This is a genomic window from Ferrovibrio terrae, assembly GCF_943372915.1.
In the GTDB taxonomy this organism is placed as follows: Bacteria; Pseudomonadota; Alphaproteobacteria; order Ferrovibrionales; family Ferrovibrionaceae; genus Ferrovibrio; species Ferrovibrio terrae_A.
Genome location: NZ_CALSAN010000016.1, coordinates 59635 through 84031 on the forward strand (window position 1 = coordinate 59635; position 24397 = coordinate 84031).

Here is a 24397-nt window from a genome sequence, read left to right on the forward strand (position 1 = left end):
ATATCTTAACATCGGGATTCGCCAACTGTCACCGCGCAGCGCATATCCGGGCTTGCATCCGACCCCGTCTCTGCGCCATTTAGAGCCGCCATTTTTGGGAGAATCTCATGCGGCAATATTTTTATGCGGCGGTTTTCGCTGCCCTCGCCAGAACGGCGATGGCGCCGTCTGCTCAGGCAACTGAACCAACTCGGACAGAGATTATTATCGGCACCCTCACCGACCTGTCGGGTCCGGCCGCGGTCTATGGCAATGCCGTGGTCAACGCCATGCGGCTGCGCTTTGACGCGGTGAATGCCGCCGGCGGCATCCGCGGCCGCAAGCTGCGGATGGTGGTCGAGGATCACCAGTTCCAGGTGCCACGCGCCGTGCAGGCGGCGGCCAAGCTGATCAAGTATGACCGCGTGCAGGTCTTCGTCGGCTCGCTCGGTACCGCGCAGGTGCAGGCGGTGCTGCCGCAGCTGCGCGCCGCCGGCCGCGCCAACCTGTTTCCGATGGCGGCCAACCGCGAACTGGTGCAGGCCGCCGATTCCGTCAGCTGGATCTCCGGCTCGCTGTATTACGACCAGATCCGCGCCGGCGTGAAATGGATGGTCGAGACAAAGGGCAAGCAGGCGGTCTGCGCCCTGGCGCAGAGCACCGAGTATGGCGAGGAGGTGCAGCAGGCGATCCGCGACCAGCTGGCGCAACACGGCCAGACGGTGAAGGCGGTGGCCACCCATCGTCCGATCGATACCGATTTCAGCGCGCCGATCGCACGCCTGCGCGGTGCCGGCTGCGACCTGATCGTGCTGGCCACGCTGCTGCGCGACACCATCCTGCCGATGGCGGCGGCGCGCACGGCGGGCTGGACCGATGTTGATTTCCTCGGGCCGTCGACCACCCATGACTATCTGCTGGCGCAGGCGCCGGGTGGCGCCACCCAGGGCCTGTACAGCGTATCGTCGATCGCGCTGCCCGATCGCGACACCGCGCCGCCCGCGGTGGTGGCCTGGATGGAGGCCTACAAGACCCGCTTCGGTGCCGAGCCCAATGCCGGCGCGATCTATGGCGCCACCATCGCCGACCTGGCCGTGCTGGCGCTCGACCGTGCCGAGGGCGACACCGCGCTGCCCCGGCTGACCCAGGCGGTGGCCAGCATCCGCGGCTGGCGCGACCTGTTCGGCGGCACCCTGCAGACCTTTGCCGGCGGCCATCGCCAGGGCACCTACCAGGCCTATGTCTACCAGCTGCGCGGACCGGGCTATGAGCGCCTGAGCGAGGCGGTGGGCTATGAGCCGCGCCTGCGCTAGACTGGCGGCATGAACATCCTGATCGTTTTCATCGGCGCCGGCATCGGCGGGGCGTTGCGCTATGGCGTCAATGTCGCAGCCCTGCGCCTGGTCGGCGCCGGGTTTCCCTGGGGCACGCTGGCGATCAATATTGTCGGCTCCTTCGCCATGGGGCTGGTGGCCGAATATTTCGCCCTGAAAAGCGGCCTGCCGCAGCACTGGCGGCTGTTCCTCACCACCGGCGTGCTTGGCGGCTTCACCACCTTTTCCGCCTTTTCGCTGGAAACCGCGCTGCTCTATGAACGCGGCGAGTTTCTCGCCGCCGGGCTCTACATGCTGGGGTCTGCCGTGCTGGCGGTGGCCGGGCTGTTTGCCGGCCTGGCGGTGATCCGCGCGGTCGTGGCGCCGTGAGCGAGAAAAAACCGCCGCGCGACCCGGCGCAGCGGACGAATGCGCCAAAGGCTCTCGGCCTCGCACTCGGGCGGCTGACGCGCCCGATCATGAAACAGCGCGGCGTGGCACTGGCCGAGATCATCAACCACTGGGCCGAGATCGCCGGGCCATTGCTGACGCAGGAAACCCAGCCGGAGAAAATGGTCTATGCCTCGGGTGCGGGCCATGCCGCCACGCTGGAGATCGGCGTCAGCCCGGCCTTTGCGCTCGAGCTGCAGCATCTCTCGCCGTTGATCATCGACAAGATCAACGGCTATTTCGGATTCCGCGCGGTCGAGAAGCTGCGCCTGAAACAGACTCCGATCCGCCGTCCCGAGTCGGCGAAGCCAGCGGAGCGCAGCCGCCGGCCGCTCAGCGCGGAGGAGCGCGCCAAACTGGAAGATTTGCTCGCCGGAGTCGATGACCGCGAGCTGCGACAAGCCCTTGAGAACCTTGGGCAATCACTTTTCAGTGCGAGTCGCTGACGCGCCTTGAGTGCGCCAGATTCTTGTGGATAACGGCAGAGTCCGGTTGCCAGCCGGACGTGCAACCATACAATGCCCCCAAGATGTAGGGGGTCGGAGCATCTCTATGAAATATATACAGCGTTTCGTCCTGACCCTGGTTTTGGTCTTCGGTGGTTTCCTCGCGGTCGGTGCCCAGGCGCAGTCTGGATCCGCCGGTGCCGATCCGCGCCTGCAGGACATGGTGCTCGGCAAGGCCGATGCGCCGATCACCATCATCGAATATGCCTCGCTGACCTGCCCGCATTGCGCGTCGCTGCATGCCAATGTGCTGCCGGCGATCAAGACCGAGTATATCGACACCGGCAAGGTCAAGCTGATCTACCGCGACTTCCCGCTCGACCAGCTCGCCTTCGCCGGCGCCGTGCTGGCGCGCTGCGGCGGGCCGGACAAGTATTTCACCTATCTCAACGTACTGTTCGCGCAGCAGCGCCAGTGGTCGACTGCGGCCGACCCGAAGGCGGCGCTGGTACAGATCGGCCGGCTGGGCGGTGTCTCGGCCGAGCAGTTCGACAAGTGCCTGGCTGACAAGCCGCTTGGCGATTACATCCTGAATTCGCGCCTCGAAGGCACCCAGAAACACAATGTGAGTTCGACGCCCACTCTGATCATCAACGGCAAGACCGAGACCGGTGTGCCGTCGCTGGACGAGTTGCGCAAGAAACTCGACGCGCTGGCCAAGTCGTAAGACGGCCGGCGTCTGCGTTATTGAAAGGGAGTTCCCGTGCAGTTTACCAAGTTGCGCTTGTCCGGTTTCAAGTCCTTCGTCGAGCCGACGGATTTCGTGATCCATCCCGGCCTGACCGGGATTGTCGGCCCGAATGGCTGCGGCAAGTCCAACCTGGTGGAAGCCCTGCGCTGGGTGATGGGCGAAAACTCGGCCAAGCGCATGCGCGGCACGGGTATGGACGACATGATCTTTGCGGGCACGGCCACGCGGCCGGCCCGCAACATCGCTGAAGTCACGCTGACGCTGGACAACAGCACGCGCACCGCGCCGGCGGCCTTCAACGAGCAGGAAATGGTCGAGATCACGCGCAAGATCGAGCGCGAGAAGGGCTCCGACTATTCGATCAACGGCAACGACGTGCGCATGCGCGACGTGCAGCTGCTGTTTGCCGACCTGGCCTCGGGCGCCAATTCGCCGGCCATGGTCAGCCAGGGCCGTGTCGGCGCCATCATCAATGCCAAGCCGACCGATCGCCGCATGCTGCTGGAAGAGGCCGCCGGCATTTCCGGCCTGCATTCGCGCCGCCATGAGGCCGAGTTGCGGCTGAAGGCGGCCGAGCAGAATCTGGAGCGCGTGGTCGATGTGATCGGCCAGCTCGACAACCAGCTGCAGTCTTTGAAAAGACAAGCCCGCCAGGCCAGCCGCTACCGCAACATCGCCGGCCAGATCCGCAAGACCGAAGCGATCCTGTTCCACCTCAAGCATGATGCGCTGAAACACGCGCTGGCCGAGGCCGAGCAGGCGCTGCAGGCCGCCGAGCGCGAAGTGGCCGACCGCACCCTGCAGGTGTCGGAAGCCCATGAGGCCGAGCGCATCGCCGCCGAGGCGCTGCCGCCGCTGCGCCAGCATGAGGCCGAGGCCGGCGCCCGCCTGCATCGCCTGACAGTCGCCCGCGAAGGCCTGGATGCGGAATCCGCCCGCGCCCAGGAAGCCGCCGAACAGGTGCGCGCCCGTCTCGCCCAGATCGCCTCCGACGCCGAGCGCGAAAGCGCGCTGTCGCAGGATGCCGAGGAGACCGTGGCCCGCCTCGCCACCGAAACCGAAGAGCTGGAAGTCCAGCGCGCCGGCGAGGCCGAGGCGCAGACTGCGGCCGAAAGCGGCGTTGCCGAAGCGCAGGGCAAGGTCGATGCCAGCCAGGCCGAACTCGATACGCTGACCAACCGCGCGGCCGAGGAACAGGCCCAGCGTGCCCGCCTGCGCCAGGCCATCGAAGATGCCGGCCGCCGGCTCGAGCGCCTGAGCGCGCGTATCGCCGAACTGAGCGCCGAAGAGCTGCGCCTGCAGGAGCAGACCGAGGCGCTGGCCGAAGCCGAGACTGCCAATGCCGAGGTCGAGGCCAAGCAGCTGGCGGTCGAAACCGCGCGCAATGCGCTGGATGGCATCGAGGCCGAGCATGCCCAGAAGATCGACGCCGCGCGCCAGGCCTATGAGGCCGTCGAGGCCGAACAGGCCCGCCTGATCGAGGCGGCGCGTGCGGCGCTGGAGGCCGTCGAGGCCGAGCATGCGCAGAAGATCGACGCCGCCCGCGCCACGCTGGCGCAGGCCGGCAGCGAGCATGAGCAGAAGATCGAGGCCGCCCGCCTCGGCCTCAATGCCGTCGAAGCCGAACACGCCCAGAAGATCGAGGCCGCCCGCGCCGGGCTGAACGCCGTCGAAGCCGAGCATGCCGAGAAGATTGCCGCCGTGCGCGGTGGCGTGGAGGCGGCCGAGGCCGCCCGCGCCGCCAAGCAGCAGGCCGAACAGGCCAGCCGCGATGCCTGGCAGGCCGCGCAGGGCGAACTCACCCGCCTGAAGGCGGAAGAGGCCGGCCTCACCAAGCTGCTCAAGCTGGATGAAAGCAACCTGTTCCCGCCGCTGATCGACCAGGTCACGGTGGAGCCGGGCTTTGAAAAGGCGCTGGGTGCGGCGCTGGCGGACGAGCTGAATGCCGCCACCGATCCGAATGCGCCGATGCACTGGGATGCGCTGCCGCCGCTGACCGATGCGCCGGCACTGCCCTTCGGCGCCGAGCCGCTGTCGAAATTCGTCACCGGTGCGGCAGCCCTGCAGCGCCGCCTCAGCCAGATCGGCCTGGTGTCGGATGATGCCGATGGCGCCCGCCTGCGCGCCGATCTGAAACTCGGCCAGCGGCTGGTCACCAAATCCGGCGCGCTGTGGCGCTGGGATGGTTTCACCGTCAAGGCCGGCGCGCCCACCTCGGCCTCGATCAAGCTGGAACAGCGCAACCGCCTGGCCGACCTGCGCGAGGAACTGCGCGAGCTGGAAGGCCGCCTGCGCGATGCGCAACAGGCCTATGAAGCCGCCCGCATGGCGACCGAAGAGGCTGCGGCTGCTGAACGCGCCGCGCGCCAGGCCGTCGGCGCCGCCGAAGCCGAACGCAACAGCGCGCGCCAGCAGGCCGCAGGCGTGGTGCAGACCGCCGAGCAGAATCGCAACGAGGCACGCACCACCGCCAGCGCCATTGTTCAGGCGGCCGAACGCGCCGCTGCCGAAGCCCGCGACCAAGCTGCGCAGGCCGTGGCCGTGGCCGAACGCGAGCGCCAGAGTGCGCGCGACCGCGCCAATCATGGCGTGGCCAGTGCCGAGCGCGACCGCAACACCGCGCGCGAACATGCCACCGGCGCGATTGCCGCCGCCGAGCGCGAGCGCAATGCCGCGCGTGAACGCGCCAACCAGGATATCGCCCGCGCCGACCGCGAACTGGGCCAGGCGCGCGACCGCCAGGCCGAGATGGTGCGCAAGGAGGCCGAGCGCCAGTCACGCCTTGCGGCATTGGCCGAGCAGAAGCAGCAGACTGCCGCCGAGATCGCCGAGACCGAACAGGTCCGCGCCGCCGAAGAAGCCGCCCTGGCCGCCATGCCGGCGGAAGATGAGGTGCGCCAGCTGATTGCCATGCTGCGCGACGAGCTGAATGGCCTGCGCCAGGCGCTCGTCGAACGCCGCGCCGCGCTGGAACAGCTGCGCCTGGATGCACAGGCTCGTGCCCGCCGGCTGGAAGCCATCGTCATCGAGCGCCGCGCCGCCAATGCGCGCAACGAAAGCGCCAGCCAGCAGCTGGCCCAGCTCGGCGCCCGCCAGGCCGAGGCCGCGGCCGAACTGCAGAAGCTGGAACAGATTCCACTCGAGATCGAAAGCCGCCGCAGCGGCCTGCTGGAACAGATTTCCGTTGCCGAGACCGCACGCCAGGAAGCCGCCGACCATCTCGCCAATGCCGAGGCGGCCCAGCAGCTGGCGGCCAAGACCGCGCGCGAGATCGAACAGCTGCTCGGCCATGGCCGCGAGGCCCGCGTCAAGGCGGAGAGCGACCTGGAGCATCAGCGCGTCAGCCTGGATGAACTGGCGATCCGCGTGCGCGAGGTGCTCGACTGCACGCTGGATGCCGTGCTCAAGGCCGGCGAAGTGGAAGACGGCGAGGAATTCCCCGAACTCCATGTGGTGGAAAACCGGCTCGAGCGTCTGCGCAAGGAGCGCGACAATATGGGCCCGGTGAACCTGCGTGCCGAGCTGGAAGCCAACGAGGTGGAAGAAAAGCTCACGGCGCTCAGCACCGAACAGACCGACCTGGTCTCGGCCATCGAAAAGCTGCGCCAGGGCATCACCAGCCTGAACAAGGAAGGGCGCGAGCGCCTGCTCGATGCCTTCCAGAAGGTCGACAGCCATTTCCAGAAGCTGTTCGTCGAGGTCTTCGGCGGCGGCAAGGCGCATCTGCAGCTGGTGGAAAGCGACGACCCGCTGCAGGCTGGCCTGGAAATCTATGCCTCGCCGCCGGGCAAGCGGCTGCAGGTGATGTCGCTGCTCTCGGGCGGCGAGCAGGCGCTCACCGCGCTCTCCCTGCTGTTTGCCGTGTTCCTCACCAATCCCGCACCGATCTGCGTGCTGGACGAAGTGGACGCGCCGCTGGACGACGCCAATGTCGAGCGGCTGTGCAATCTGATGGAAGCGATGGCGCGCCAGACCTCGACGATTGGCGAGGGCACGCGCTTCGTGGTGGTGACTCACCATCCGATCACCATGGCGCGCATGGACCGCCTGTTCGGCGTCACCATGGCCGAGCGCGGCGTCTCCACGCTGGTCAGCGTCGATCTCGGCGGCGTCAACGAGCTGAAGGCGATCGCTTAAGGGCTTTATGCAGAGCCCGCACGCCTGTCGGATTTGGTGAGGCGTGAGTGCAGTACTTCACATCTGAATGGGTTCGGGGAATTCTTACCGATGCCGAGTCAGAGGCGGTGGTTGCACGATATAACCGCTATCTGAGCACCTTGGATCGCTCCTCGGCAGTTTGGCGGTTTGCAACTTCAGTCAGCCTGAACGACGCCTATCTCGACCGGCTTATCTTCGATAGCCGTAAGGGAAACCTCCAGCTTTTACTGCTCACTGGCGATCTCCAGGTTGGCTATTGGCACACACGGCTCGTTTATGCCGGCGCGACAATCGATTGTGGCATGACATTATTACGCGACAGTCTGAGCAGACGGCCCGCAGAAATTTTGTATGATGAATTCTCGGGGGAAGCAGGGCGGATGTCGCATGGCTTTCTCCTCAAGCCTGCCTTCAATATGTTGACCGAAGCAGACGAGGTTCGAATCTCGTTCAAGGAGTTTTCATATACGCAAGTGGCTGCAGAAAGCCGGTCGCTTTTGACCTCAGACGATCAATCTGAATGGGCCTGACCTGTTAAACCCAAAAAGATCGTAATAATTTCGCCTGCTTACAAACTGCCGCTCGGCATGAAGCCGAAGGCGCCATCCAGCATGGCGCCGCGGAAATCGGTTTTCTCCAGCACGGTGCGGCTCAGATTGGCGCCGCGCAGGTCGGTGCAGATCAGCTTGGCGCCGCTCAGATCCGCGCCAGCCAGGTTGGTCTCACTCAGATCCGCGCCGCTCAGGTCGGCGCCGATGAAGCGGCCGCCGGCCATGTTGAGGCCGCGCAGCACGGCGCGGCTGCCGCGGCGGCCGTCGCTGTGTATCCATTCCAGATGCTGGGCGATGGCTTCGGCCAGATTCTCGATGCTCATCGGCCGGTCCACCTTGCCGCCGGCGGATTCGATCATCTCGGCCATGCCATGGCCCAGATCGGCCTTGGCGAAACTGGCACCGCGCAGGTCGGCGCCGCGGAAGCTCACATTCTCAAGCCGCGCATAGGCGAAACTGGTGTCCTGCAGGTTGGCCTTGTCGAAGGCGGCTTCATTCAGCATGGCGCCCGAGAAGCTGGCGCCCTTGATCTTGGCGGAATGCAGGCGGGTCGCCTGGCTGGCGATATCCTGCGATGACTGATACGGCCCGAGCTGGGCATCGTTGAACCGGGTGTTGGTGAGCACCGCGCGGCTCAGGTCGGCGCCGCGCAGATCGGCCTTGGCGAAATTCGCCGAGGTGAGGTCGGCGGCGCTCATGTCGCAGGCCATCATCTCGGCCTCGACGAAGTTGCTCTCGCGCAGGTCGGCGCAGCTCAGCTTGCACATCGGCAGCGAGGCGCGATGCAGGTTCTGCTTCATCAGCTTGATGGCGCCGAAATCGATGCGCTCGCATTGCAGCCGCCGGCCCATCGGCACCTGGCTGCCGAGCGAGGACACAAAACGGCTGTGCGATTCCAGCAACTCGCTGAAGCGGGGCGGGCAGGGCGCGTAAAGGCTAATGGCGGTCATCCGGGGCGGCTGTCTGTTGGCCCGGAGTATGGCGCAGGCGCCCGGCAACTGGGAATGGAAATTTCCAGATATCCGCTCGCCGGCCCGCTCCGGTAGAGCAGACCGGCCGGAAAAAGACCCGTCCGGCGTGATTCGGCTACAGCAGCCCGGCGATCACCCGGTCCGGCGGGGCATGGCCATCGGCGAAGGTCTTGATGTTGATCAGAACCTTCTCGCCCATGTCGATGCGGCCTTCCAGGGTGGCCGAGCCCATATGCGGCAGCAGGATCACGTTGTTGAGTTCCAGCAGCTTGGGGTTGACCGCCGGTTCATGCTCGAACACGTCCAGGCCGGCGCCGGCGATCTCGCCCTTGCGCAGTTTCCGCACCAGGGCGTTTTCGTCGATGATCTCGCCGCGCGCGGTATTCACCACATAGGCATGCGGCGGCAGCAGGTCGAGCCGGCGCGCCGATAGCAGGTGGAAAGTGGCGGGCGTATGCGGGCAGTTCACCGAGATGATGTCCATGCGGGCCAGCATCTGGTCGAGGCTCTCCCAGTAGGTCGCCTCCAGTTCCTGCTCGATGCTTTCATGCACCCGCTTGCGGTTGTGATAGTGGATCGACAGGCCAAAAGCCTTGGCACGGCGGGCGACGGCCTGGCCGATGCGGCCCATGCCGATGATGCCCAGCCGCTTGCCCCAGATGCGCTGGCCCAGCATCCAGGTCGGCGACCAGCCCTCGAACTTGCCCTCGCGCAGCGCCTGCGCGCCCTGCACCAGGCGGCGCGGCACGGCCAGGATCAGCGCCATGGTCATGTCGGCGGTGTCTTCGGTCAGCACGCCCGGCGTGTTGGTCACGGTGATGCCGCGCTGGCGGGCGGCGGCGAGATCGATATGGTCGACACCGGTGCCGAAATTGGCGATCAGGCGGAAGTTCGGGCTGGCATGGGCCAGCACGGCGCCGTCGATCTTGTCGGTGATGGTGGGCACCAGCACATCGGCCGTCTTCGCCGCGTCGATCAGCTCGGCATGGCTCAGCGGCTTGTCGGCGATATTCAGCCTGGTATCGAACAGCTCCATCATCCGGGTTTCGATCGGATCCGGCAGCTTCCGGGTCACGATCACCAGAGGGCGCTTTTTCGGCGTTGGCATGGCAGACGTTTCCGCTTCCCGGCAGGAGATTTCTCGGCCCTCTCTAGCAGATCGACCCGGCCGAGACAAACCTCGACCGGGTCGAAAACAACTGCCTAAAGAATGACCTAGCGGCAGGCTGGGCCTGGCCCCGGGCGGCGCACCGTTCGTATGCGAACGGCTGCCGCATCAGGGCCCGGGCGGCTTACCGGACGTAAAGCGGCATATACTGGCGGATATTGCGCTCCAGCTCGCGGTTCACGTCCATCATGGTCTCACGCACCAGGGCGTGGATCAGGCGGTCGCGGTCGTTCAGCGTGGCCTTTTCGCTGATCGAGTTGGACCGGCGCGCCGAGGCCTGCGCCTCGCCGACGCGGAAGCCGCGGGCATCGCGCACTTCGACGGCCATTTCCACCTCGGTATCGAAGCGGGCGACCTGGTCCTCGGTGAAGCTGCCGCGCAGGCCCGGGGTCTTTTTCAGATCAACCTCGGTGACGCTGGCCTTCTTGACCACGACGGTGACGCGGTTCTGCTGGCTGTTGTCCAGCGCGATGCGGTCGCGGGTCCAGCGGGTGGCCACACTGGCCGGCGGCTGCGGGATCGCCAGCTCGATATGCGGCGGCTGCGCGGTCGGCTGGTATTCCAGGATGGTTTCCACCGAGCTGGCGGCGAAGGTCAGCTTCGGCTGCCCCTCGAAGGTGATCTCGGGCAGGATCGATTTTTCCAGCGGGGTCGAGCAGGCGGCCACGGCGAGCGAGAGGCCGAGGACGGCGAGCAGGGAGGCAAGGCGGGTGCGCATGGGTCGTTTCTCCTTGTTTTCCGCCCCCTAATAGGCGGCGAAATGGGGCAAATTCAAGGCCCGGCGATGGCATCCGCGGGACCGATCGGGCCAGGACATGGCAAAATCGGTGGGGCACGGATGAAGGTCGGCCTGGGAGAGAAACGCTCCAGCTCGGCTTTCGTCAGCCCTTCACGCTGGCGGCGGGGAAACTGTAGGTGTCGCTGCAGAACTGGCAGGTCACGCTGATCAGCCCGTCCGGGGTCGTCATCTCGGTGATTTCCTCGGGACTGAAGGTCGAGAGGATGCCGCGCACCTTGTCCTTGGAACAGGTGCAGTGATCGGCCAGGGGGCTGGTCTCGTACACCCGCACGCCGTCTTCGTGGAACAGGCGGAACAGCAGCTCGTTATGGCCCAGTGCCGGATCGGTCAGTTCGTCGGCCTTGGCGGTGCCGAGCAGCGCGGTCACTTTTTCCCAGGCGAAGGTTCTGTCCTCGCTCGACAGGCCGCCGGGCTGCAGCGGCAGCTGCTGCAGCAGGATGCCGCCGGCGCGCCAGTGCTTGCGGCCGTCGGCGCCCTTGCGGTGCGAGGCGCCCAGCACGACGCGGGCATTCAGCTGTTCGGACTGGGCGAAATAGGCATGGGCGGCATCGGCCAGGGTGGCACCCGACAGGTCGACGATGCCCTGGTAACGCTCCATGTCCGGCCCCTGCGGGTCGATGGTGAAGGCGAGATAGCCGCCGCCGAGCAGCAGCGGCACCAGCGTGGCGGTGGCGCCGGGGCCGAGCGCCAGCGCATCCAGCTGTTCGGCATTGTAGCTGGCATAGGCGCGCAGATGGCCGGGCGTGCGGTAATCCGCCACCAGGGTCGAGACCGGGCCGTCGCCCTTGGCCTGCATGGAGAAGATGCCGTCGAATTTCAGCGCCGCCGCCATGGTGGCGACCAGCGCGGTGGCTTCGGCCAGCAGATGCGACACCGGCTCGGGATAGTCGTGGCGCGCCAGCATGCGGTCGAGCGCGGGGCCCAGCCGCACCAGGCGGCCGCGCGTATCGCACTGCTCGATCTGGAATGGCAGCGACAGGTCGTCGTGAAGGGCGGCGCTACTCACGGGAACAATATACTGCCGCTCAGGAGCCGAAGCACCAGGCCAGGATCGCCTTCTGGGCATGCAGGCGGTTTTCCGCCTCGTCGAACACCACCGACTGCGGGCCGTCGATCACCTCGGCGGTCACCTCCTCGCCGCGATGGGCGGGCAGGCAGTGCATGAAGATGGCATTCGGCGCCGCCTGGCGCATCAGCGCGGCATTGACCTGGAACGGCGCCAGGATCTTGTGGCGCCGCTCGGCATCCTTCATGCCCATCGACACCCAGGTGTCGGTGATGACGCAGGCGGCATCCTTCACCGCTTCGACCGGATCGGCGGTGACGCGGATCTGGCCCTGCCGTTCGGCCGCCCATTTCAGCACCTTGGGATCGGGCTGCAGTTCCGGCGGGCAGGCGAGGTCGAGGCGGAAGCCGAACTGCACGGCGGCATGGATCAGCGAGGTGGCCATGTTGTTGCCGTCGCCGACCCAGGCCAGCTTCTGGCCTTTGATCGGGCCGAGCTTTTCCTCGAATGTCATCACATCGGCCATCACCTGGCAGGGATGGCTGTCGTCGGTCAGGCCGTTGATCACCGGCACGGAGGCGTTGGCCGCCAGCTCGCGCAGATTCTGCGCCTTGCTGGTGCGCATCATGATGGCATCGACATTGCCCGACAGGATCTTGGCGGTATCGGCGATGCTCTCGCCGCGGCCGATCTGCAGCTCGTCGGCGCGCACCACGATGGTCTCGCCGCCGAGCTGGCGCATGGCGCTGTCAAACGACAGCCGCGTGCGGGTCGAGGGCTTCTCGAAGATCATCGCCAGGATACGGTCGCGGCCCGGCCGGTCCTTTTCCACCATGCCCTTGGGCATGCCCTTGCGGCCGGCCTTCATGCGCATGGCATGGCTGAGGATGCCGCGCAGCGTATCCGGCGCGAACTGGTCGAGATCGAGGAAATGGCGGATGCCGCCGTTGCTATGCGGTGTGCCCATCATGCAGCGACTTTCGCCTTGTCCTGCAGCTTCTGGCAGGCGGCCTCCAGCCGGCGGATGCCTTCCACTAGATCCTTTTCCGGCGTGGTCAGCGGCGGAATCAGGCGCACGGTGTTGTCGCCGGCGGTGACGCCGAGAATATGCTCGTCGCGCATGGCGGCCTGCAGCTCGGTGTTGAGCGGCTTGGATTTCACCGCCAGCAGGAAGCCCTGGCCGCGCACATCCTCGATCACATCGGGATAGCGGTCCTTCAGCATCACCAGCTGCTGCTTGAAATACGAGCTGCGCTTCTGCACACCGTCGAAGAAGCCGTCTTCCAGCATCACGTCGAGCACGGCATTGCCCGCCGTCATCGCCAGGATGTTGCCGCCAAAGGTGGTGCCATGGGTGCCCGGCACGATGCCGGAGCAGGCCTCGTTGGTGGCCAGCACGGCACCGACCGGGAAGCCGCCGCCCAGGCCCTTGGCCAGCGACATGATATCCGGCGTGATGCCCGACCATTCATAGGCGAACAGCTTGCCGGTGCGGCCCATGCCGGTCTGCACCTCGTCGAGGATCAGCAGCATGTCATGCTCGTCGCAGAGCTGGCGCAGGCCGCGCAGCATCTCCGTCGGCACGCTGCGGATGCCGCTCTCGCCCTGGATCGGCTCGATCATGAAGGCGGCGGTTTCCGGCGTGATCGCGGCCTTGGCGGCCTTGAGATCGAAGGCGACCTGGTCGAAGCCTTCCACCTTGGGGCCGAAGCCGTCGAGATACTTGGCGTTGTTGGTCGCCGCCAGCATGGCCAGCGTGCGGCCATGGAAGGCGCCCTCAAACGTGATGATGCGGAATTTCTCCGGCTTGCCCTTCGAGGCGAAATACTTGCGCGCCACCTTCACCGCACCCTCGTTCGCCTCGGCGCCCGAGTTGCAGAAGAAGGCCTTGTCGGCAAAGGAGTTGTCGACCAGCCGCTGCGCCAGCTTCTCCTGCTCCGGGATGCGGAACAGGTTGGAGGTGTGCCACAGCTTGGCCGCCTGCTCCTGGATCGCCTGCACCAGATGGGGATGGCTGTGACCCAGCGCGGTGACGGCGATGCCGGAGCCGAAGTCCAGATAACGTCGACCGTCAGCGGTGTAGAGGTAGGAACCCTCGCCCCGCTCGAACGCAAGGTCCTGCCTTGCGTAGGTCGACATCAATGCTTCGCTCACGACACCTCTCCTTTGATCAGGGCCAAAAAATAATGAAGCCAGCCCCGGGTTTTACGCGGCCGGGCTGGCGGTAAGACCGGACTCTAAGGGCCGATAAGGCCTTGTGTCAATTCAGCGAATGTAGGGGGACATTGGTTGCCAGAGGGTTGCCGGCCGGGCGATTCCGGCCGGCCCCAGACTGCCGTAGGGACAGCGGCGCCCGGGGCTGGCCGGGGCCCGGGGCTCGGGCTAGTGTCAGGAAAACGCTCAACTATTACCGGAGGGCCCGCCATGACCACACTCAGTTTCGAGACCACGCGGCGGGTCTATTGCGAACCGGGCGCCTCGGCAAAACTCGGCACCCTGATGGCCGACCTGGGCGCCAGCCGGGTGGTGCTGGTCACCGATCCCGGCGTGATGAAACTGGGCCTGCCGCAGGCCGGGCTGGACAGCCTGAAGGCCGCCGGCATCGCGGTGACCATCTACGACCGCACCGAGGCGGACCCGCCGGAAAAGCTGGTGCATGAGGCCGTGCAGGTGGCGAAGGACTTCCGGGCCGATGGCGTCGTCGGTTTCGGCGGCGGCTCGTCGATGGATATCGCCAAGCTGGTCGCCTTCCTGCCCGTCGCCACCCAGCCGCTGTCCGAGATCTACGGCGTCGGCAATGCGAAGGGCAAACGCCTGCCACTGATCCAGGTGCCCACCACGGCGGGCACCGGCTCGGAAGTCACCGGCATTGCCATCATCACCACGGGCGAATCTGAGAAGAAGGGCGTGGTCTCGCCGCTGCTGCTGCCTGATATCGCGCTGCTGGATGCCGACCTCACGCTCGGGCTGCCGCGCCATGTCACGGCGGCCACCGGTGTCGATGCCATGGTGCATGCCATCGAGGCCTATACCAGCAAGCACAAGAAAAATGCGATGTCCGATGCGCTGGGCCGCGAGGCTTTGCGACTGCTGTCGAAAAACATCCGCACGGTCTGTTCGCCCGATGGCATGAAGGATCGCGCCGCGCGCTCCGAGATGCTGCTCGGCGCCATGCTGGCCGGCATGGCCTTTGCCAATGCGCCGGTGGCGGCGGTGCATGCGCTGGCCTATCCCGTGGGCGGGCATTTCCATGTGCCACATGGGCTTTCCAATGCGCTGATGCTGCCGCATGTGCTGCGCTTCAACCTGGAAGTGCCGCTCGCCGCCAGCCAGTATGCCGAACTGGCGCCGATCCTTCTTCCTGGTAAAAGTTTCTCAACTGCATCTGCAGGCGCCGGCGCATTGCTGGCCGAGCTGGAAGCGATCATCGACGATGTGAAGCTGGAAAAGCAGCTGCGCCAGGTCGGCATCAGCCACAATCATCTGCCGATGCTGGCGAAAGACGCGATGAACCAGCAGCGCCTGCTGGTCAACAATCCGCGCGACGTGGCTTATGACGACGCCCTGAAAATCTACGAGCAGGCCCTATGAGTGATGTGACAGACCCGCGCAATGAAACGCGCGACAACTACCGCCACAGCCTGCTGATCCCCACCCGGCTGTCGGATATCGACGTCTACCAGCATGTCAACAACGTGCAGTATTACGCCTATTTCGACACGCTGGTGAACGACTACATGATCCGCTTCGGCGGGCTCGACATGGTCAACGACAAGATCATCGGCCTGCTGGTGGAAAGCGGCTGCCGTTTCCACAAGTCGCTGAACTACCCTGAAACGGTGGAAGGCTGGCTGCGTACGGTGAAGCTGGGCAATTCCTCGGCCCGGCACGAGATCGCGCTGTTCCGCCAGAATGATTCACATCCCGCCGCCACCGGGCATTTCGTGCATGTGTTTGTCGAGCGCGGCGTGCAGAAGCCGGTACCGATCCCGGCAAAGATCCGCGCCGCGCTGGAAAAGCTGCTGGTCGCCTAGCGGATCAGGCCGCCCTTGAGCGTGTGCTCCACGCAGCTGTCGATATGGATGCGCAGGATCTGTTCGGCGCGTTCGGCATCGCGCTTCAGTGCGCAGTCCAGCAGCCGTTCATGCTCGTCGGCGGCCAGCTGGCCGCGGAACACCACGGCGATCATCTGGTAGCGCAGGTATTTGTCATAGATCGCGGCATGGGTCTCCAGCAGCGTCTGCGAGCCGCAGGCCGAGATCAGCGCATGGTGGAATTCCCAGTCATAGCGTTTCCAGGTTTCCGGATCGCCGCGGTCGCCCGCCAGCATGCGCTTTTCCATCAGGGTCAGCTTGTGATGGGCCGAGACCACGCGGCCTTCCCATTCCATGTCGCCGGCGGCAAAGGACTGCCGCATCGCATGGCCTTCCAGCAGCAGCCGCAGCGCCGCCACCTCCTGCATGTTGGCGGCCGAGACCGGCGCAACCTCGAAGCCGCGCTGGCCCTCGGCCACCACCAGGCCCTCCGATGACAGGCGGTTCAGCAATTCGCGCAGGGTGCTGACGCTGGCGCCGTAGTCGTCCTTCAGCTTTTCCAGCTTCAGCTTCTGCGCCGGGGCGAGGCGGCCGAACAGGATGTCGCTGCGGATCTGCCGGTAGGCTTTTTCGCCCGCGGTCTCGGGCAGAAGGGGCTGGTGGAGCATGGCTGGACTCGTGCTGGGAAGCCGGAAGCGTGGGGTTAGGCTGGCGGAAAACCAGGGAATATTCAACGCAATCGGTGGAAAGCCATTCATTTACAAGGATTTGAATGACTTGTTCATCTATCATACAAATATAGAAATATCATACGAAAAGCAATTTACCTATTGATTCCGGTTGATCGGGACGGATAACTGTCTGCGACACCGGACCAAATAAAGGTCACGGGCAGAAACGTCCTGGGAGGACAGCACCATGCATATTTCCGTTATCCGTAGTCTCACCGCCGTGGTTGCCGGCGCGGCCCTGGCGCTTGGCGCCGGCCATGCCGCGATGGCGCAGAGCAAGCCGAAGCTGCGTTTCTCCGCCGTGATCTCCGAACAGGATATCCGGGCCGAGGCGATCAAGATGTTCGCCGCCGATATCAAGAACGACTTCGATTTCGAGCCGTTCTTCAACGGCACGCTGTTCAAGCAGGGCACCGAGCTGGTGGCCATGCAGCGCAACAACCTGGAAATGGCGATCCTGCCGCCGCAGGACATCTCCAAGCAGATCCCCGCCTGGTCGATCATGACTGCGGCCTATCTGTTCCGCGACGCCGATCATCTGCGCAAGACCTTCAAGGGCGATGTCGGCAAGGAGATGAACAAGCTGGCGCGCGACCAGCTCGGCGTGCAGATCCTCGGGCCGGTCTATTTCGGCACCCGTCAGGTCAATCTGAAGCCGAACAAGAAGATCACCACGCCAGCCGATATGGCCGGTATCAAGCTGCGCATGCCGCCGGGCGAAGTCTGGCAGCTGCTGGGTGAGGCGATGGGCGCCAACCCGACGCCGGTGGCCTTCGCCGAGGTCTATACCTCGCTGCAGTCCGGTGCCATCGACGGCCAGGACAATCCGCTGCCCAACAGCCGCGTGATGAAGTTCCATGAAGTGACCACGCAGTTCGTGCTGACCGACCATCTGGTCGGTTACGACCTGCTGTCGGTCTCGGCCAAGATCTGGGATGCCATGCCGGCCGCCAAGCAGGCCGCCTTCCAGGCCGCCGCCGACAAGGCGATCGACTGGAGCACCGCCAAGCATGTCGACCAGGAAAAGGAACTGGTGGCGTACTTCAAGTCGCAGGGCCTGCAGGTCTACGCGCCTGATGTTGCCGCCTTCCGCGCCAATGCGCAGAAGAAGTATCAGGAATCGGCCTTTGCCAAGGATTGGCCGAAGGGCATGCTCGAGCGCATCAACGCGGTGAAGTAAGTCGCACGCGATACAGTATGGTATCGGCCGGCTGCGCAAGCAGCCGGCCGCTGCATGAGTGGGGGATAGAATGAAGCTGTTGTCAGCGCAGACGGCAGGCTGGTTGCACCGGCGGGCCGAGAATGTAGCCGCCGCGCTGCTGACGGCGATGTTCCTTGCCTTCATGTTCCAGATCATTGCCCGCTATGTCTTCAACTGGCCGGTCGGCTGGACCACCGAGGTCTGCGTGCTGGCCTGGCTCTGGGGCGTGCTCTGGGGTGCGGCCTTCGTGATCCGTGAAGAAGAAGAAATCCGCTTCGACATCATCTATTCGGCGGTCAGCCCGAAAACCCGGCGCGTTTTCACCCTGATCACCGGCCTGGCCCTGATCGCGCTCTATGGCGTGTCGCTGCCGGCGGTCGCCGACTATGTCGCCTTCATGCGGGTCGAACGTTCCGCCTATCTCAAGATCCGCTTCGACTGGCTGTATTCGATCTATGTGATTTTCGCCGTTGCCATGCTGGTCCGGTATATCTGGCTCACCTGGCGCGCCATCCGCGCGGATGCCCCGGATGCCGATCTTTCCGACAAGAGTCACGTCTCATGAACTTCGCCAGTCCGTTTTCGCTCACGCTGTGGGCCATCACCATCCTGGCGATCCTCGGCCTGCCGATCGGCCATGCCATGATTGCCGGCTCGATCCTGTATCTGCTCATCGTCGGGCAGGATATGGGCATTGCCGCCGAACAGCTGCTCAACGGCCTCTATAACAGCTACGTGCTGCTGGCCGTGCCGCTGTTCCTGTTCGCCGCCGAGCTGATGAATGTCGGCAGCATGTCGGATCGCCTGCTGCATTTCTGCAATGCCTTCGTCGGGCGCTTCCGCGGTGGCCTCGGCCATGTCAACGTTGTGCAGAGCGTGATCTTTGCCGGCATTTCCGGTTCGGCCATCGCCGATGTTGCCGGCACCGGCCGCATCGTCATCGACATGATGAAGCGCGATAACCGCTATACCGCCAGTTATGCGGCCGCGATCACCGCGGCCACGGCGGTGATCGCACCGATCATTCCACCGTCCATTCCGCTGGTGCTCTACGCGCTCGTCTCCGATGCCTCGATCGGCTACCTGTTCTGGGGCGGCATCATTCCCGGCCTGCTGATGGGCCTGGGCCAGATGGCGATCAACACCTGGGTGGCCCATCGCCGCAATTTCCCGGTTGAAGCGGCCGTGCCGGTCCGCGACCTGCCGCTCATCACCTTGCGTGCCCTGCCGGTGCTGCTGATGCCGGTGATCCTGCTTGGCGGTATCCGCGGCGGCGTGATGACGCCCACCGAGGCTGCTGCCGTGGCCGCCGCCTATGCCTTCCTGATCTCGCTGATCCTGTATCGCAGCGTGACGGCGAAGCAGACCTATGTGGCGGTGCTGTCCAGCGCACGCTCCACCGCCTCGATCGGCATGCTGATCGCCGGCGCGCTGGTGTTCAATTATGTCGTCACCATCGAGAATATCCCGCAGACCGTGCGCACCATGCTGGCCGCCTACGATCTCAGCGCCAACCAGTTCCTGCTGGCGGTGAATGTGGTGCTGCTGGTGCTGGGCTGCCTACTCGAAGGCAGCACCATCCTGCTGGTGGTGGTGCCGATCTTCATTCCCACGGCTGTCGCGCTCGGCATCGACCTGGTGCATTTCGGCGTCGTGGTCGTGTTCAACACCATGATCGGCCTGATCACGCCGCCCTATGGCATCCTGCTGTTCATCGTCTCCAAGGTGTCGCAGGCCAAGCTGGGCGCAGTGGTGCGCGACATCACGCCCTTTATCGCGGTGATGATCGCGGCGCTGCTGTTCATCACCTATGTGCCCGAGACCGTGCTCTGGCTGCCGCGGGTGATGGGCTACAAGGGCTGATCTTAAATAAGAGTCGAGGAATGCGATGCCGATGCGCGTGATGATCCTGAACGGCCCCAATCTCAACCTGCTGGGCGTGCGCGAGCCGAAGATCTATGGCTCGGTGACACTCGCTGCCATTGAGAAAAGCTGCCGCGAATTCACTGACTCCATCGGCGCGACGCTGGCCTTCCACCAGACCAACTGGGAAGGCCAGATGGTCGACTGGATTCATGCCGCCCGCCAGGAGGCCGATGCCATCATCATCAATCCGGCCGGCTTCAGCTTCTATTCCATCGCCATCCTCGATGCGCTGAAGATGTTCGAGGGTCCGATCATCGAGCTGCATATTTCCAACATCCATGCGCGCGAAGCCACCTACCAGCATTCCAAGATGTCGTCCGCCGTGCGCGCGGTGATCTGCGGCCTCGGCGCCTATGGCTATGTCGTGTCCCTGCAATGCGTGGCGCGGATGCTCGACGCGCTGCCAGACAGCCTGCCGCAGCCGCTCCGCATCGGCCCGGTTTGACATTTATTCCTATTTAATGTATTCTTTATGTTCATGTTAGCTGTCATGAAATGGCAGCAGCCGGTAATGTGTCTGCCAAGGCGGGACTGCCCATGAACGCTGGCGAATTCTGGCGAACCCGGGCTAATTCTGGCGAACCTGGGCGAAGGCTAGCGAACCCCGGCGAAGCGCTGCGAACGCTGGGGAAGCGCCGCGAAGGCTGGCGAAGCGCTTACGGCCGTAAGCGGTAGCCCCGGCGCAGCAGCAGGTAGCACAGGCCCCACAGGCCCGCGGCCACCAGGCCCAGCACGCTGGCGCCCAGCACCACATCGCCATCGGTATGGCCGGTCAGGCCGTAGCGGAAGCCGTCGATCATGAAGAAGAACGGGTTGGCATGGGCGGCGGCATACCAGAAGGGCGGCAAGGCCTGTACCGAATAAAACGTGCCGGACAGAAACGCGAGCGGCGTGACGATGAAGTTGGTCACCGCTGCCATATGGTCGAATTTCTGGCTCCACAGGCCGGCGATGATGCCGATCAGGCTGAGGATCAGCGAACCGGCCAGCACGAAATACAGCGCCGCCGCCGCGTCATACAGGTGGATGGCGGCAAACGGCCAGATCGCCAGTGCCACCGCCAGCGCCACCATCAGGCCGCGGGTGACGCCGGCCAGGGCATAGGCGACCAGCAGTTCGCCGGGGCTGATCGGCGGCATCAGCACGTCGACGATATTGCCCTGCACCTTCGAAATCATGATCGAGGAGGAGGTGTTGGCGAAGGCATTCTGCGTGGTCGCCATCATGATCAGGCCGGGCGCCAGGAAATCAACAAATGGCAGGCCGGCGATATGGCGCACGGCGCCGCCCAGCGCCAGCGCGAAAACGGCGAAGAACAGCAGGGTGGTCACCATCGGAGCCAGCACCGTCTGCGTGATCACCTTGAGGAAGCGTTGCACTTCCTTGACATACAGCGTCCATAGGCCGAGCCAGTTGACCAGGCCGTATTCACGGGGAGCAAGGATGGGGGCCGGCATGGGTGTTCGCGCCTCTGGCAGCTTGTTCGGGCGCCTTCATAGCGCGTATGGTGCGGCGATGCAAAAGCATGCCGAATCCGCGATATCAGAGGCCATGCCGGACTGGCTGCCGGCCCTGCTGGCCGGTGACCGGGCGGCGCTGGCCCGTGCCATCACCGCGGTGGAAAACGAGACCGACGAGGCCCGGCTGGTGCTGCAGGCGATCCGCGGCCGGCTTGGCCGCGCCCTGGTGGTCGGCTTCACCGGCGCGCCGGGCGCGGGCAAGTCCACCCTGGTCTCGGCCTATGTCGCCGAACTGCGCAAGCGGGCCCAGAGCGTCGGCGTCGTCGCTGTCGACCCCTCCAGCCCGCTCACCGGCGGCGCCATCCTCGGCGACCGCATCCGCATGAGCCAGCATGCCACCGATGCCGGCGTGTTCATCCGCTCGCTGGCCAGCCGTGGCCATCTCGGCGGCCTGTCGCGCACCACCGCGCGCGTGATCGATGTCTTCGATGCCTCGGGCCGCGATGTCGTGGTGGTGGAAACCGTCGGCACCGGCCAGTCGGAGGTCGAGATCGCCGAGATCGCCGATGTGCGCGTGGTGGTGAATGCGCCCGGGCTTGGCGACGACATTCAGGCGATCAAGGCCGGCATCCTCGAAATCGCCGATGTGCTGGTGGTGAACAAATCCGACCTGCCCTATGCCGAACGCTCCGCCCGCCAGCTCGCGGCCATGTCATCGCAGCGCGGCGGCGGACCGGTACCGGTACTGCAGACCAGTGCCATGGCCGGACAGGGTGTGCCGGAACTGGCCGATGCCATTCTCGCCATCGGCCGGCGCAAGCGGCCCGATCCGCGTGCCCGCACCCGGCGCCTGCTGCAGAATCTTGTGCTCGACCGCCTGCGCCGGGGCCTGAGCGATCTGCCCTCCGACCAGCTTGATGTGCTGGCCGACGGCGTGCTGTCCGGCCGGCTCGATATCGAAGCCGCCTCCTTCCAGATCATCGACCTGCTGGTTTCCAACCTGCCCAAAGAGAAGTGATTCGATTTCTATGACCATGCTCGACGCCCGTATCTGCCAGTCCATTCTCGATCTGCCCGGTTCCCGCATTCGTGTTGTCACCCGCGCCTCGGCCGATATCCCCGACATCATCAAGCTGTGGTTCGGCGAAGGCGACGAGCCGACGCCGGAATTCGTGCGCAAGGGCGCCGCTGCCGCGCTGGAAAAGGGCGAGACTTTCTATGCGCCCAATCGCGGCATCGCGCCGCTGCTGCAGGCGATCAGCGATTACCTGAAGCGCGGCTACGGCGCCGAGATCGGCGCCGACCGCATGGTGGTGACGGCATCTGGCATGAACGCCATCATGATCACCATCCAGTGTCTGATCGAACCCGGCGACAGCGCCGTGGTGCTCGGCCCGATCTGGCCCAACGGCCGTTCGGCGATCAAGGCGATGGGCGGCGAGCCGCGCGATGTCTTCCTGAAGGCGCAGGAGGATGGCCGCTGGAAGCTCGACCTCGACGAGCTGTTCGATGCCTGCGACGAGACCACCAAGCTGATCATGATCAACAGCCCGGGCAATCCGACCGGCTGGGTGGCCAGCGAAGCCGAACTGATGGCGATCCTGGAATTTGCCCGCAAGCGCGGCATCTGGATCCTGTCGGACGAGGTCTATGGCCGCATCATCTATGGCGGCGCCAAGCACGCGCCGAGCTACTACACGCTGGCGCAGCCGGAAGATCCGGTGGTGATCGTCAATTCGTTTTCCAAGAGCTGGTCGATGACCGGCTGGCGGCTGGGCTGGATCGTGGCGCCGCCACGCCTGTGCACGGCCGTTGAAAAGATGACCGAGTTTAATATTTCGCATCCCACCACCTTCGTGCAGTGGGGCGGTGTTTCGGCGCTGAACGAGGGCGATACGTACATAGAGGGCCTTGTTGAACGATACAGCCGCGCCGCCGACATGGTGTATCAGGCGCTGGCGCCATTGCCGCGCGTGCGGCTGGCCAAACCGGAAGGCGCCTTCTATGCCTTCTTCGCGCTGGATGGCATGACCGACAGCCTGAACACCTGCATCGATCTGGCGCGCAACGCCCAGGTCGGCCTGGCGCCCGGCATCGCCTTTGGCCCCGCTGGCGAGGGCCGCATCCGGCTCTGCTATGCCGCGTCACTGCCCAAGCTGTCGCAGGCGCTCGAACGCCTGGTGCCGCAATTAAAATAAAAAACGCCATGGAGGAAACCCTTGCGCAGCATCTACGAAAGCGACGAACACGCAGCCCTGCGTGAACAGATCGCCCGCTTCGTCGACAACGAGGTGCGTCCGCATGGCGCTGCCTGGGAAGAGCAGGGCATGGTGCCGCGCGAGACCTTACGCAGGATGGGCGCGCTCGGTTTCTTTGGCATCCGTTACCCCGAAGCTTATGGCGGCAGCGCGCAGGCGCCGGTCGCCGCCGCCATCCTGGCCGAGGAATGTGGCCTCTCGGGCTTCGGCGGCTTTTCCGCCACCGTGCTGGTGCATACCGACATGGCCTCGCCGCATCTGGCCCATGCCGGCAACCAGGCCCAGCTGGATCGCTGGTTCGCGAAAGTCATTGCCGGCGAGCTGATTACCGCAGTAGCCGTCACCGAGCCCGATGCGGGCTCGGATGTGGCGGCGATCCGCACCCGGGCGAAACGCGATGGCGATCATTACGTGCTGAACGGCGCCAAGATGTTCATCACCAATGGCGTGCATGCGGATCTGTATTTCGTTGCCGCCAAGACCGATCCGGAGGCTAAGGGCTCGCGTGCCATCTCGATCTTCGCCGTCGAGAAAGGCACACCGGGCTTCAGCGTCGGGCGCAGTTTGCGCAAGCATGGCTGGCTCTGTTCCGATACAGCCGAGCTGGTGTTCGACAATTGCCGCGTGCCGGTGGAAAACCGGCTCGGCGAGGAAAACCGTGGCTTCTACGCCATCATGAAGAATTTCCAGAATGAACGCCTGGTGCTGGGCGCCATGGCGGTGGGCGAATGCCGTCGCGCCCTAGAGATCACCCGGCAGTATGTGACAACCCGCAAGGCCTTCGGCGGCGTGCTGGCCGACAAGCAGGTGATCCGCCAGCGGCTCGCCATGCTGGAAGCACGGGTGGAAGCTGCGCGCCAGCTGGTCTATCACGCTGCCTGGTTGGTGGGCGAGGGTCGCGATGCCGTGCGCGAGGTCTCGATGGTCAAGGCACTGTGTGGCGAGCTGGTCAATGCGGTCACCTACGACTGCCTGCAGTTCCATGGCGGCGCCGGTTACCTGCGTGACACCGAGATCGAGCGCATGGCGCGCGATGCCCGCATCCATCCGATTGGTGGCGGCGCCACCGAGGTGATGCTGGAAGAAATCGCCAAACGCTGGCCAGCCAGCTAACGCGCACGTAAAGCTGCCGTAGCGTAAGGTTTGCGCCGCGAAAAGATTGGCGCTAGCGTTCGGCTCAGACCAAGTCCTGGGA

At 65.0% G+C, this 24397-nt stretch carries 23 protein-coding genes; 15 read left to right on the plus strand and 8 right to left on the minus strand.

Annotated features, from left to right (window positions below; genetic code table 11):
• Positions 1–107: 107 nt before the first annotated feature.
• From AAG821_RS12825 to AAG821_RS12850, 6 genes are all read left to right on the plus strand, one after another.
• Positions 108–1292: an ABC transporter substrate-binding protein gene (locus tag AAG821_RS12825; protein ID WP_341911946.1), complete on the plus strand. Its 1185-nt coding sequence runs from the start codon at positions 108–110 to the stop codon at positions 1290–1292.
• A 9-nt stretch (positions 1293–1301) separates the two neighbouring features.
• The gene (gene crcB, locus AAG821_RS12830) at positions 1302–1682 is read left to right on the plus strand and encodes a fluoride efflux transporter CrcB (protein WP_341911945.1); all 381 of its coding nucleotides are present in this window, start codon (positions 1302–1304) and stop codon (positions 1680–1682) included.
• Positions 1679–2188, plus strand: coding sequence for a DciA family protein (locus tag AAG821_RS12835; RefSeq protein WP_341911943.1), 510 nt, complete (start codon positions 1679–1681; stop codon positions 2186–2188). Before crcB ends, AAG821_RS12835 begins: the two co-directional genes overlap by 4 nt.
• 106 nt (positions 2189–2294) lie before the next feature.
• A complete protein-coding gene (locus AAG821_RS12840) occupies positions 2295–2915 on the plus strand; it encodes a DsbA family protein (RefSeq protein WP_341911941.1) in 621 nt (206 codons plus the stop codon).
• A gap of 36 nt (positions 2916–2951) precedes the next feature.
• On the plus strand, positions 2952–7076 hold the full coding sequence (locus AAG821_RS12845) for an AAA family ATPase (RefSeq protein ID WP_341911939.1): 4125 nt from the start codon (positions 2952–2954) through the stop codon (positions 7074–7076).
• Positions 7077–7123: 47 nt separating this feature from the next.
• The gene (locus AAG821_RS12850) at positions 7124–7627 is read left to right on the plus strand and encodes a hypothetical protein (protein WP_341911937.1); all 504 of its coding nucleotides are present in this window, start codon (positions 7124–7126) and stop codon (positions 7625–7627) included.
• 38 nt (positions 7628–7665) lie between these two features.
• Here AAG821_RS12850 and AAG821_RS12855 read toward each other — a convergent pair whose 3' ends face one another.
• The 6 genes from AAG821_RS12855 to AAG821_RS12880 form a co-directional block, all read right to left on the minus strand.
• Positions 7666–8598, minus strand: a complete 933-nt coding sequence (locus AAG821_RS12855) for a pentapeptide repeat-containing protein (RefSeq protein WP_341911935.1) — start codon at positions 8596–8598, stop codon at positions 7666–7668.
• A gap of 136 nt (positions 8599–8734) precedes the next feature.
• Complete coding sequence (locus AAG821_RS12860) at positions 8735–9727, minus strand: D-glycerate dehydrogenase (protein ID WP_341895584.1); 993 nt, start codon at positions 9725–9727, stop codon at positions 8735–8737.
• Positions 9728–9911: 184 nt separating this feature from the next.
• Complete coding sequence (locus AAG821_RS12865; protein ID WP_341911933.1) at positions 9912–10505, minus strand: hypothetical protein; 594 nt, start codon at positions 10503–10505, stop codon at positions 9912–9914.
• A 163-nt stretch (positions 10506–10668) separates the two neighbouring features.
• Positions 10669–11592 (minus strand): Hsp33 family molecular chaperone, encoded by a 924-nt coding sequence (locus tag AAG821_RS12870; protein WP_341911932.1) that lies wholly within the window; start codon positions 11590–11592, stop codon positions 10669–10671.
• 19 nt (positions 11593–11611) lie between these two features.
• Positions 11612–12559, minus strand: coding sequence for an ornithine carbamoyltransferase (argF, locus tag AAG821_RS12875; RefSeq protein ID WP_341912136.1), 948 nt, complete (start codon positions 12557–12559; stop codon positions 11612–11614).
• Positions 12559–13746: an aspartate aminotransferase family protein gene (locus AAG821_RS12880; protein WP_341911929.1), complete on the minus strand. Its 1188-nt coding sequence runs from the start codon at positions 13744–13746 to the stop codon at positions 12559–12561. Before AAG821_RS12880 ends, argF begins: the two co-directional genes overlap by 1 nt.
• Positions 13747–14016: 270 nt before the next feature.
• Between AAG821_RS12880 and AAG821_RS12885 the strand changes: the two genes are divergently transcribed.
• Together AAG821_RS12885 and AAG821_RS12890 are read left to right on the plus strand one after the other, a co-directional pair.
• The gene (locus AAG821_RS12885) at positions 14017–15183 is read left to right on the plus strand and encodes an iron-containing alcohol dehydrogenase (protein WP_341911927.1); all 1167 of its coding nucleotides are present in this window, start codon (positions 14017–14019) and stop codon (positions 15181–15183) included.
• Positions 15180–15626, plus strand: a complete 447-nt coding sequence (locus AAG821_RS12890; RefSeq protein WP_341911925.1) for a thioesterase family protein — start codon at positions 15180–15182, stop codon at positions 15624–15626. Before AAG821_RS12885 ends, AAG821_RS12890 begins: the two co-directional genes overlap by 4 nt.
• On the opposite strand, the gene AAG821_RS12895 is transcribed toward AAG821_RS12890, so the two are convergent.
• On the minus strand, positions 15623–16294 hold the full coding sequence (locus AAG821_RS12895; RefSeq protein ID WP_341911923.1) for a GntR family transcriptional regulator: 672 nt from the start codon (positions 16292–16294) through the stop codon (positions 15623–15625). The two genes, AAG821_RS12890 and AAG821_RS12895, sit on opposite strands and share 4 nt — an antisense overlap.
• A gap of 250 nt (positions 16295–16544) precedes the next feature.
• On the opposite strand from AAG821_RS12895, the gene dctP reads away from it, so the two are divergent.
• From dctP to AAG821_RS12915, 4 genes are all read left to right on the plus strand, one after another.
• The gene (gene dctP, locus AAG821_RS12900; protein ID WP_341911921.1) at positions 16545–17537 is read left to right on the plus strand and encodes a TRAP transporter substrate-binding protein DctP; all 993 of its coding nucleotides are present in this window, start codon (positions 16545–16547) and stop codon (positions 17535–17537) included.
• A gap of 70 nt (positions 17538–17607) precedes the next feature.
• The gene (locus AAG821_RS12905) at positions 17608–18123 is read left to right on the plus strand and encodes a TRAP transporter small permease subunit (RefSeq protein WP_341911919.1); all 516 of its coding nucleotides are present in this window, start codon (positions 17608–17610) and stop codon (positions 18121–18123) included.
• Positions 18120–19421: a TRAP transporter large permease gene (locus tag AAG821_RS12910; RefSeq protein ID WP_341911917.1), complete on the plus strand. Its 1302-nt coding sequence runs from the start codon at positions 18120–18122 to the stop codon at positions 19419–19421. Before AAG821_RS12905 ends, AAG821_RS12910 begins: the two co-directional genes overlap by 4 nt.
• A gap of 25 nt (positions 19422–19446) precedes the next feature.
• A complete protein-coding gene (locus tag AAG821_RS12915) occupies positions 19447–19929 on the plus strand; it encodes a type II 3-dehydroquinate dehydratase (RefSeq protein WP_341911915.1) in 483 nt (160 codons plus the stop codon).
• Between the two features lie 211 nt (positions 19930–20140).
• Here AAG821_RS12915 and AAG821_RS12920 read toward each other — a convergent pair whose 3' ends face one another.
• Positions 20141–20941: an ABC transporter permease gene (locus tag AAG821_RS12920; protein ID WP_341911912.1), complete on the minus strand. Its 801-nt coding sequence runs from the start codon at positions 20939–20941 to the stop codon at positions 20141–20143.
• Positions 20942–20999: 58 nt separating this feature from the next.
• Here AAG821_RS12920 and meaB point away from each other — a divergent pair, with 58 nt between their 5' ends.
• The 3 genes from meaB to AAG821_RS12935 are packed head-to-tail and all read left to right on the plus strand — an operon-like array spanning position 21000 to position 24315.
• A complete protein-coding gene (gene meaB, locus AAG821_RS12925) occupies positions 21000–21962 on the plus strand; it encodes a methylmalonyl Co-A mutase-associated GTPase MeaB (protein ID WP_341911910.1) in 963 nt (320 codons plus the stop codon).
• A 10-nt stretch (positions 21963–21972) separates the two neighbouring features.
• Entirely contained in the window at positions 21973–23142 is a 1170-nt protein-coding gene (locus tag AAG821_RS12930; protein ID WP_341911908.1) for a pyridoxal phosphate-dependent aminotransferase, read from the plus strand.
• 21 nt (positions 23143–23163) lie between these two features.
• On the plus strand, positions 23164–24315 hold the full coding sequence (locus AAG821_RS12935) for an acyl-CoA dehydrogenase family protein (protein ID WP_341911906.1): 1152 nt from the start codon (positions 23164–23166) through the stop codon (positions 24313–24315).
• Positions 24316–24397 lie beyond the last annotated feature (82 nt).